The organism is Parasphingomonas halimpatiens, from assembly GCF_036663795.1.
GTDB lineage: Bacteria > Pseudomonadota > Alphaproteobacteria > Sphingomonadales > Sphingomonadaceae > Sphingomonas.
Window position 1 is genome coordinate 1 of the sequence record NZ_JAXOJP010000045.1, and the last position, 8,716, is coordinate 8,716.

The following is an 8,716-nucleotide window of genomic DNA, read 5'->3' on the forward strand; positions in this document are numbered from 1 at the left end:
CGGCTACTACGGAAAACCCGGCCCGGTCGTCATGCTCAACGGATGGCTCGAAATCCAGGCCGCTAAACGTGCAATCCAAACCCTCGGATACCAGACCAATGTGTGAATCTGGTAGCCTTCAGGGAAGGGGTTGGGGTGGAGCTTCTCCCCGAGCGCCGCACTTACGGCACGGCCCCACCCCCAACCCCTCCCCTGAAGGGGAGGGGTGAGATTTACGTCACGTTCAACGCCGCATCAGTCAGGAACAACCCATGGAACTCGAAGTCAGCGCCGAGGCCAAGGACAAGCGCCTCAACCGGATGATCGCGATCACCGTTGTGATCCTCTCGGTGTTCACCGGCCTGTGCAACATCAAGGACGGCAACATCGTCCAGAACATGGCGCTGGCCAAGGCGGACTCGGTCGATCGCTGGGCGCAATATCAGGCGACCCGCACCAAGACCCACATCGCCGAGACCGCGCGCGACGAGATCGCGGTCATCGCGGCGGGCGCGCCGGGCAACAAGGCAGCAGTCGCCGCCCATGCGCGCCTCACCGCCGAGATCGCCAAATACACCGCAGAGGCGCCGCGCCTCGCGAAAGAGGCGCAGGCGCTGTCGGATCGCTACGATGCGCTCAACCTGCACGACGACCAGTTCGATGCGTCGGACGCGCTCGTCGCCACCGCCATCTCGATGGCCGCGGTCGCCGCGCTCGCCGAAAGCTCAGGGCTTCTGGTCGCCGCCTGGATGTTCGGCGCGTTCGGCCTGTTCATGGGCGTGTGCGGTTTCGCCGGCTGGGGCTTCCACCCCGACGTGCTGAGCAACTTCCTCGGCTAGCGCGATTCAACGTGCCTTCGTTGCTGTTAGCATCGTCTGCAACCGCAATCCCGTTCGTGCTGAGCCTGTCGAAGCACCGTACTTCTTTCCGCGGTTGCGAAGAAGAACAGCCCCCTTCGACTGCCTGGCAAGGCAGGCGCTCAGGACAGGCTTCGACAAGCTCAGGGCGAACGGAGAGAGGGTGGCGCGGGAAATACCGTTAGCGCGGGTCGAACATCAGCAGCTTGAGCGTCCCCGGCCGCACCTTCGCGCGGCCGCCCGGGGCCGCCGCCGGGTCGGTGTCGGCGGCAGCGACGAACAGCCGGCCGCTCGCCGGGTCGAGCCCCATCGTCCGCCCGCTCACCGCGGTGACGATCGGCGCCATTGCGCGGTAGCTGTCGGGCGAGACCTGCTGATAGACCGAGATCGTCCCGTCGCGACCGTTCGAGCTGAACACGCGGCGTCGCGTCGCGTCGAACGCCACGGCATCGCTGCCCGCGCCGATCGCCAGCTTCGCGACGACATGGCCATCACGGGCATCGACCACCATCATGACATTGTTGACGCAGCCCATGAACAGCCGCCCGTTCGCCGCGTCGAGCGCCAGCCCGTGCGGCTTGGCGCAATCGGGCGTCGCCCAGCGCGCGACGATCGCGTTGCGGCGCACGTCGATCTTGAGCAGGTCGCTCTTGTCCTCGCCGGCGGCGAACACGCTGCCCTGCTCGTCGGCGACGATATATTCGACCTTCTCGCCCGCGACGATCGTCGCAACATTGGCGTCGGTCTTGGCGTCGATCACGCTGATCTTGCCCGCTTCGCCATCGACCACGAAGACATGGCCGCTCGCTCTGTCGATCGTGATCGCGTCGGCATCGGCGGCGGCGGGGATGCGGTGCGTGACCTTCAGCGTCTTCAGGTCGAACGCCACCGCCTGCGCGCCGTCGCCATCATCGGTGAAGCCCTGTCCGGTGGCGCGCGATACCGCGATGCCATGCGTGCCGCCGGGGATGCCCGTCACCTGCCCGACGATGCTGCCCGATTTGGCATCGACCACCGTCACCCGGTCGCCATGCGCGACATAGACCTGGCCGGTCTCGCCGCTGAACACGACATAGTCCCAGCGGTCCGGCGCGCCCAGCGCGACGCTGTGGGTCAGCGTATAATCGGGCGCCGAAGCCCCGATGAGCAGCGGGGCGAGCGCGAGCAGGGCTGGTTTCACGGGCAACGACTCCGGTGGCGGGGAGGGGATGATAGCCCGCCCGCCACCGGCTGTCGCGGGTCACCCCGCCAGCGTCGCGTTGTCGATGACGAAGCGGTACTTCACGTCGCTCTTCACCATGCGGTCATAGGCATGGTCGATCTCGTCGATGCGGATCATCTCGATGTCGGACACGATGCCGCGCTCGGCGCAGAAATCGAGCATCTCCTGCGTCTCGGCGATCCCGCCGATCAGCGAGCCGGCAATCGCCTTGCGGCCGAAGATCAGCACGCCGACGCTCGGCGAGGGGTGCGGATGCTCGGGCACGCCGACCAGGCACATCGTGCCGTCGCGCTTGAGCAGCGTGGTGAAGGCGTCGAGGTCGTGGCTCGCCGCGACGGTGTTGAGGATGAAGTCGAAGCTGCCGGCATGCGCCGCCATCTCGTCGGGATTGCGCGACACCACCACCTCGTCGGCGCCGAGATCGAGCGCGTCCTGGCGCTTGCTCTCGGACGTGGTGAAGGCGACGACATGCGCGCCCATCGCGTGCGCCAGCTTGACCCCCATATGGCCAAGCCCACCAATCCCGACCACGCCGACCTTCTTGCCCGGGCCCGCCTTCCAGTGGCGCAGCGGCGAATAGGTCGTGATCCCGGCGCACAGCAGCGGCGCGACCGCAGCAAGCTGTTCGGCCGGGTGGCTGATGCGCAGCACGAACTTGTCGCTGACCACGATGTGCTGCGCATAGCCGCCCAGCGTATGGCCCGGCGCATCGGGCGTCCGCGCATTATAGGTGCCGGTGGAGCCGTTCTCGCAATATTGCTCGAGCCCCTCGGCGCATGACGCGCAATGCTGGCAGCTGTCGACCATGCAGCCGACGCCGACGGTGTCGCCGACCTTGAAGGCGGTGACGTCGCCGCCGACCGCGCTGACCGTGCCGACGATCTCATGGCCGGGCACGCACGGATAGAGCGTGCCGCCCCATTCGGCGCGCGCGGTGTGGAGGTCCGAATGGCACACGCCGCAAAAGGCGATCTCGATCTGCACGTCGTGCGCACCCGGCGCGCGGCGTTCGATGTCGAGCGGGACGAGCGGCTGGTGCGCTGCGGGCACGGCGTAGGCTTTGGTGGTCATGGGCAGGTCCTTGGTTGTCGAAGAGATGGCGGGAGGGTGCGGCGCGCCAACGCGGTGCGCCGCGTTAAGGTCCGTCGCCCGGCCTATTTGCCGACGCGGGCGTTCGATGCGCTACGCCGTCGCGGTTGCGGAAGACTGCTCCGAATTCATCAAAGGCTAACCCACGAAACTCGCACCGAATCGGGGCCAATCTTTCTTGACTCTGTCAATACCCTTCCTATCATCCAAAGAAGATGCCGAGTCTAATTTTTGGACAAGCGGTCTTGTTTGCGTTCTGATTCCGTTGCTTGGGTTGCGATTAAATGATGCTTAAGACGTTTCTCGCGTAACGCGCGGAGCGATGCAATAAGTGCGCCCTAAAAATGAGCTGTATGCGTCAATTATATTGTTTCGATCATGTTATTTATATTTCAGTATTGATTCGAGATCGGTGTTAGATAGCAGCAATGGCGACCGATATCCTGCGTAATTCACTAGAGACAATTTGCGATCTGGCGAATGGATATCTGGAAAATGTTGATCGGCGGGGGGATTCATGGATTTCATTGACCAGTCTCGTGGATCATTCCGGCGCGTTCAATCCTGCGGCGCGCGACAAGATCGTGATGTGCGTCTACAACATCACGCGCGAAAGTTCGATCAGTACATGGCAGACGACCATGTCGGCAAAGCCGCCATCGGCACCGGGCGATTCGCTCGCGGTGGTCGGGCCGCCACTGTATCTTGATGTCCATGTGATGTTCATGGCCAACTTCATGGAGAAGAATTACAGCGACGGTCTCGCCGCGCTGTCACGTCTCATCGGCTATTTCCAGCAAACGCCCTATTTCAATCGCGACAATGCCCCGGCGCTCGATCCCGCGATCGACAAGCTGACGCTCGAATTCGAGAACCTCTCGCCGGTCGACGTCAACTACGTCATGGGCATGCTCGGCACGCGCTATTTTCCCAGCGCCTTTTACAAGATGCGGATGCTGTCGTTCAACGCGCCGGCGATGCTCGGCCGGGCCTATGCGGTGTCCGCGCCCGACCTGCGAACGACGACGTGACGACGCGCGCGAAAGCCGGCGCGGGGCGCACGATCGGCACGGGCTATGTGCCGCTGTTCGACGTCGCCTTCAGCCATGGCTATTATAACGATCGCGGCGGCGCCTGCCCCGATTTCGCCGTCGCGCCCACCACCGGCTGCGCCACGCTGATGGAATCGCTCGGGCTGCTGTTCAAGGACCAGGGCACCGGTTTCGTCGTGCTGGCCGACGCCGCGCGGATCCCCGCGCTGATCGCCTGGCTCAAGACCAACACGCGCGCCAGCGGGCCGGGCAAGGGTTGCTGGGCGTGGCTCAGCTTCCAGCTGGTATCGAACAACACCAATTTCGTCGGCATCACCAACCTGCCGATCACCACCAACACGCTCGACAGCAATCTCCATGTCGCGAACCTCGCCACCGCATCGGCGAGCGGCACGTTGACCTTCGGCGCCGGAGTGCCCACCGGTGCCGAAGCCTTTTTCCCCCTGACCGGCGCCGCGCTGTCGATCGACGTCCCCGCCGGCAGCACTGTCAGCCTGTGCGACCTTTCGGGCGCGGCGGTCATCAGCGCGACGGCACAGGGCGGGGGCGGGGTTGCTCTCGATCTCACATCGCTTGCCGCCGGCTTCTACAGCGTTGCGCGCGCCGATGCTGCGGGCAAGCCGTTCGCCGCGCCCAAGGGCGCGCCGGCCGGCTACGTCTATCTCGCCGGGCAGCCCGGCAGTTTCGGCCTGGTCGACCTGCTGCTCGCGCAACCCGGCAAGGGCATCGGCGCGACGGCCGCCTTTCCGGTCGATGTGGCCAAGGGGACGATCCGACCGGTCTCGCTGACGCTGGCCTTCGCGCCGCGCGATACCTTCTGGCGTTATTACATCGTCTCGCCCTCGACCCGCGGCAAGCTGTCATCCGATCTCGCGATCGAGGGGCAGGGGGCGAGCTTCACGCGCTCGTCCGAGGCACTGCCCAATGGCGACGAGGCGGTGGTGTTCGCCGCCGGCACTGCGCTGCCGCTGCAGCGTATCTCGCCCTATCATTTCAAGCTCAGCGGCCAGCGCCACGCGCCGAGCGGCGGGCGCGACAGCGTGCAGGTCGCGCGGCTGCCCGCCGCGGCGGCGGCGCCGGTGTGGCCGGCCGCGTCGGGCGATGTGTTGAGCGGCAGTTCGGAGATCTACGTCTATGTTTGAACGCTTCACCGTAAGCGGTCCGGCCCCCCCGGACCCGCACCCGGCTGGCTACCGCGCCGCGCAGCCGTCCTCACATCAAGCCAGTAATCACCCGCCAACCCCTGGAAAAGCCGAGTAGAAAAGGATCACCCGATGGCGACCTCGAGCAAATATCTCAACCGGACCACACCGAATGTCTATATCACCGAGATCGATGCCTTCGGGACGTCGATCGTCGGCGTGCCTACCGGGGTTCCGGTGTTCATCGGCTATACCCAGTTCGCCGGCGACCCGGTGACCGGCAAGTCGCTCTACAACACGCCGGTGCAGATCTCGTCGATGAGCGAGTACACGACCTATTTCGGCGGTCCGGCGACCCAGGCCTTCGCGTTGACCGCGATCCCGGCGTCGACTCCGGCACCGTCCCCGGCACCATCCCCGACGCCTACGCCGGCCCCGTCGCCGACCCCGACCCCCACCCCAGCGCCGACGCCGAGCTTCGTCGCCAACGTGGCGGCAACGTCGGGGACCTCGACGACGATCACGCCGACCGGCTTCGTCCTCGCGCCGGGCGCCGGCAGCCAGTTCACGTTGTACTGGCAGATGCGCATGTTCTTCGCCAATGGCGGCGGCAATTGCTATATCGTCTCCGCCGGCAGCTATTGGGCCGACCAGTTTCCGCTCGTCGCGACGACCCCCGCCTCGAGCTGGACGGCCAACACCATCGCCCTCGGCGACACCACCAAGCCCGCAAAGGGCGGCCTCAATGTCGGCCTACAAGCGGCGGGTTATGCGCGCGGCCCGACGATGACGGTGATCCCCGAGGCATGCCAGCTCAAGACGGTCAACGCCGGCGTCACGACATACCCCGACTATGCGACGCTGGTCGGCAACATGCTGACCCAGGCAAGCAGCTTGCAGGATCGCGTCGCGATCCTCGACCTGCCGGATTGCCTCACCGCCAACACTAAGGATTTGATGCTGGCGTGCCAGTCCAACCTGTCGACCGCGATCGCGCCCTATATCGCCTCGCTCAGCTATGGCGCGGCCTATGGTCCGGCGGTGCGGGCGTCGATCATCTCGAAGACCGACATCCTCTACACGAACCTGAAAAGCACCGACAACACGGTGATCAACAACCTGCTGACCACCCAGGCGATCGCGCTCTACGCCACGCCCGTTACCGATACCACGAAGCCGGCGCCGCCCAAGACGGCGAGCCAGATCGCCGTGCAGCAGGCGATCGCCGCCGCCTTCCCGCTGGCGACGGTTGGCGCGAACGACGACGCCAATACGGCGACGGCGTCGAGCTTCCCGGGCACGGTGAAGACCGGCGACGCGGCGTCGCAGCTCGCGCTGAACAATCTGCTGCTGACCTCGCTGCCGCTCTACGCGCAGATCGAACAGCAGGTCGCCGACCAGATGAACATCATGGCGCCGAGCGGCTCGCTTGCGGGCGTGTGGAACAAGAGCGACGTGCAGTCGGGCGTGTGGAACGCGCCGGCCAACATCGCGCTGGCGAGCGTCGTGGCGCCGCTCTACGACATGAACGACGTCGAACAGGGCGGCTTCAACGTGCCCACCAACGGCCAGGCGATCGACATCATCCGGGCCCAGCCGGGTCGCGGCAATGTCGTATGGGGCGCGCGCACGCTCGACGGCAACAGCCAGGATTATCGTTACATCCAGGTCCGTCGCACGCTCGTCTATGTCGAACAGACGATCAAGCTTGCGCTGCAAGGCTATGTCTTCGCTGCCAATGACGCGCTCACCTGGACCAACGTGACCTCGTCGATCTCCTCCTTCCTGACCGGTCTGTGGCAGCAGGGCGGGTTGATGGGCGCCAAGTCGAGCGACGCCTTCACGGTCAATTGCGGGCTCGGTGCGACGATGACGTCGCAGGACGTGCTCAACGGCTACATGGTCGTCGCGGTGACGCTGCAGATGATCCATCCGGCCGAATTCATCGAGCTGACCTTCACCCAGACGATGGGCAGCTGAGTTCGCTGACCCGCCTTACCCTTTTCCTTCGTATTGACAGGAGACATCGATGTCCGCCGAAAACACGACCTGGCCGCTTCCTAAATTCTTCTTCTCGGTGACGGGGATTCCGGGCAACCCGGTGTTCCAGGAAGTCACCGGGCTGGAAGCCGAGGCGCAGGTGATCGAATATCGCGCCGGCAACAGCGCGATCTTCGCCCCGATCAAGATGCCGGGCCTCAAGAAATACGGCAATGTGACGATGAAGAAGGGCATCTTCGTCACCGACCAAAATCTGTGGACGTGGTTCAACACCATCGCGATGAACACGATCGCGCGCTCGACCGTGGTGGTGAACCTGCAGGACGAGCTGGGTGCGCCGCGCATGATCTGGACGCTCAACAATGCCTTCCCGACCAAGCTGACCGGCACCGATCTCAAATCGGACGGCAACGAGGTCGCGGTCGAGAGCATCGAGATCGCCTATGAAACGCTCGCGGTGTCGATCAAGTGATCTCCCGACGGGGGCGCGGCGCGTTGTCGCGTCCCCGTGTCGCCTTGCTGTTCCTGTGCCCGCGGACCCGTTGACCAATGCCCACTCCCGCCCCCGCGACCCCCGGCTATTATCCACCGCCGGCCTTTTCCTTCGGTGTCTATATCGGGGCGAGCTCGTCCAGCCCGCAACAGCCGGTGCTCGATGCCGCTTTTCAGGAGGTGTCGGGGATCGAATCCCATGTCGCGGTGGAGGAAGTGGCCGAGGGTGGGCAGAATGCCTATGTCCACCAGGTGCCGGGCGTCACCAAGCACGGCAATCTGGTGCTCAAGCGCGGCTATCTGACCAAGGATTCACGCTTCGCGCGCTGGTCGGCGCAGACCATCGGGTCGTCGCTCGGCACGCCGATCGTCACCCAGGTCGTCAATGTCTGCCTGCTCGGCCCAACCGGCCAGCCGGTCGTGACCTGGACCTTTGCCAATGCCTGGCCGGTCAAATGGGAAGCGACAGGGTTCAACGCCAAGAGCAACGACGTCCTGATCGAGACGATCGAGCTCGCCTATACCACGGTCACCACCACGGTAGCGGCGTCGTGACGCGCGATCATGTCGCGTTGCCGGCGCCGCGCGGCCGGGCGCCGGACGTGCAGATGGTCAGGCGAACGCCGCGCCGCCGCCGGGGTATCGGCGCGCCGGCGCCGGTCGCCTGATCGCAACGTGGGGGACGGAACCGGATGCCATTGGAAATCAGCGAGATCGGCGTTCATATCGCTGTCGGCGGGATCACCCCGTCGGCGCCGCCGCTCGAACATGGCGCGGCGCCCGACGATGGCGCGGCGCTGAGCCAGGCGCATATCGAGCAGATCGTCAGCAACTGTGTCAGCCAAGTATTGAGGACGCTGCGCCAGCGCGAGGAGCGCTGAG

At 65.2% G+C, this 8,716-nt stretch carries 9 protein-coding genes; 7 read left to right on the top strand and 2 right to left on the bottom strand.

Annotated features, from left to right (window positions below):
* Positions 1-251: 251 nt before the first annotated feature.
* Positions 252-818 (top strand): DUF4337 domain-containing protein, encoded by a 567-nt coding sequence (locus U1839_RS24245; RefSeq protein WP_332806136.1) that lies wholly within the window; start codon positions 252-254, stop codon positions 816-818.
* A gap of 199 nt (positions 819-1,017) precedes the next feature.
* Here the strand turns inward: U1839_RS24245 and U1839_RS24250 are convergent, their stop codons facing one another.
* Positions 1,018-2,016, bottom strand: a complete 999-nt coding sequence (locus U1839_RS24250; protein WP_332806137.1) for a YncE family protein — start codon at positions 2,014-2,016, stop codon at positions 1,018-1,020.
* Between the two features lie 60 nt (positions 2,017-2,076).
* Positions 2,077-3,129, bottom strand: coding sequence for an NAD(P)-dependent alcohol dehydrogenase (locus U1839_RS24255; protein WP_332806138.1), 1,053 nt, complete (start codon positions 3,127-3,129; stop codon positions 2,077-2,079).
* A 446-nt stretch (positions 3,130-3,575) separates the two neighbouring features.
* Between U1839_RS24255 and U1839_RS24260 the strand changes: the two genes are divergently transcribed.
* The 6 genes from U1839_RS24260 to U1839_RS24285 all read left to right on the top strand — a co-directional run bounded on the left by U1839_RS24260 (position 3,576) and on the right by U1839_RS24285 (position 8,715).
* Entirely contained in the window at positions 3,576-4,178 is a 603-nt protein-coding gene (locus U1839_RS24260; RefSeq protein WP_332806139.1) for a Pvc16 family protein, read from the top strand.
* Positions 4,175-5,341 (top strand): hypothetical protein, encoded by a 1,167-nt coding sequence (locus U1839_RS24265; RefSeq protein ID WP_332806140.1) that lies wholly within the window; start codon positions 4,175-4,177, stop codon positions 5,339-5,341. Before U1839_RS24260 ends, U1839_RS24265 begins: the two co-directional genes overlap by 4 nt.
* Positions 5,342-5,473: 132 nt before the next feature.
* Complete coding sequence (locus tag U1839_RS24270; RefSeq protein ID WP_332806141.1) at positions 5,474-7,321, top strand: phage tail sheath C-terminal domain-containing protein; 1,848 nt, start codon at positions 5,474-5,476, stop codon at positions 7,319-7,321.
* 49 nt (positions 7,322-7,370) lie between these two features.
* Positions 7,371-7,814 carry a phage tail protein gene (locus tag U1839_RS24275; RefSeq protein ID WP_281130080.1) on the top strand — a complete coding sequence of 148 codons (444 nt, stop codon included), beginning with the start codon at positions 7,371-7,373 and terminating at the stop codon, positions 7,812-7,814.
* Positions 7,815-7,891: 77 nt separating this feature from the next.
* The gene (locus U1839_RS24280; protein WP_332806142.1) at positions 7,892-8,389 is read left to right on the top strand and encodes a phage tail protein; all 498 of its coding nucleotides are present in this window, start codon (positions 7,892-7,894) and stop codon (positions 8,387-8,389) included.
* 137 nt (positions 8,390-8,526) lie between these two features.
* Entirely contained in the window at positions 8,527-8,715 is a 189-nt protein-coding gene (locus tag U1839_RS24285; protein WP_332806143.1) for a DUF5908 family protein, read from the top strand.
* Position 8,716 lies beyond the last annotated feature (1 nt).

Excerpts from the sequence above, each read along its gene's own strand:
- U1839_RS24245 (WP_332806136.1), top strand. The coding sequence starts at position 252 with ATGGAACTCGAAGTCAGCGCCGAGGCCAAGGACAAGCGCCTCAACCGG.
- U1839_RS24255 (WP_332806138.1), bottom strand. The coding sequence starts at position 3,129 with ATGACCACCAAAGCCTACGCCGTGCCCGCAGCGCACCAGCCGCTCGTC.
- U1839_RS24260 (WP_332806139.1), top strand. The coding sequence starts at position 3,576 with ATGGCGACCGATATCCTGCGTAATTCACTAGAGACAATTTGCGATCTG.
- U1839_RS24270 (WP_332806141.1), top strand. The coding sequence starts at position 5,474 with ATGGCGACCTCGAGCAAATATCTCAACCGGACCACACCGAATGTCTAT.
- U1839_RS24275 (WP_281130080.1), top strand. The coding sequence starts at position 7,371 with ATGTCCGCCGAAAACACGACCTGGCCGCTTCCTAAATTCTTCTTCTCG.
- U1839_RS24280 (WP_332806142.1), top strand. The coding sequence starts at position 7,892 with ATGCCCACTCCCGCCCCCGCGACCCCCGGCTATTATCCACCGCCGGCC.
- U1839_RS24285 (WP_332806143.1), top strand. The coding sequence starts at position 8,527 with ATGCCATTGGAAATCAGCGAGATCGGCGTTCATATCGCTGTCGGCGGG.